Below are 633 nucleotides of genomic sequence, written 5' to 3' on the forward strand. Positions count from 1 at the left end.
CCATCGACGGAAGGGTGTTCAGGATCGGAGAAGAAGTGACCCCGAAACCAACGCCGGAAGAAAGGCTATTACAGCTACTTGAAGGGGCTATTAGGAAGCACGATTTTGAATTGTACCCCTATACGGCAGCTTTTTGGATTAAGGACGACGAGGTGATTATGGAGGAAAGAAAAAATGGGGAGTTGTGGGTGTCTTCTGAAAATATTTGGTCAGTTTTTGAAACGGAATATGGGATGAGCCACAATGAAATACGCGCGTTGATAGCTAATTCGGTGGCAGAGCATTTCAATTGCAAGGGGGTGACACCGTACCCAAACGATGGGTGGCTGGGGCTCTAGGTGGCAGAGCATTTCAATTGCAAGGGGGTGACACCCCAGGAAGAACCCTTTGTACGTCAGAAGGAGGTGGCAGAACATTTCAATATGAAAAACCCTAAAAAACAAACACCATGAACTACATCTACATGACCGTCATCGTTGCTTTACTTGCAGTGATGCGGTATCATCGACAGGGTATGATCCGGGGATGGATAAGTAAGAGACTACATATCAACATGGCTACGGGAAGAATGTACTGGAAGCGCCATACTATTGAATGGAAAACCTTTTGGGAAAGGAGAACGAAATGAACAAA

Annotated in this window: 1 protein-coding gene; it reads left to right on the plus strand. The window is 45.8% G+C overall.

Translation table 11 applies throughout. The annotated features are described in order from the left end of the window. Positions 1–338, plus strand: a 338-nt coding sequence (locus KDD36_15220) for a hypothetical protein (protein ID MCB0397999.1), incomplete at its 5' end; no start/stop codon positions are given. Positions 339–633 lie beyond the last annotated feature (295 nt).

The sequence above is a fragment of the Flavobacteriales bacterium genome (assembly GCA_020435415.1).
GTDB lineage: Bacteria > Bacteroidota > Bacteroidia > JACJYZ01 > JACJYZ01 > JACJYZ01.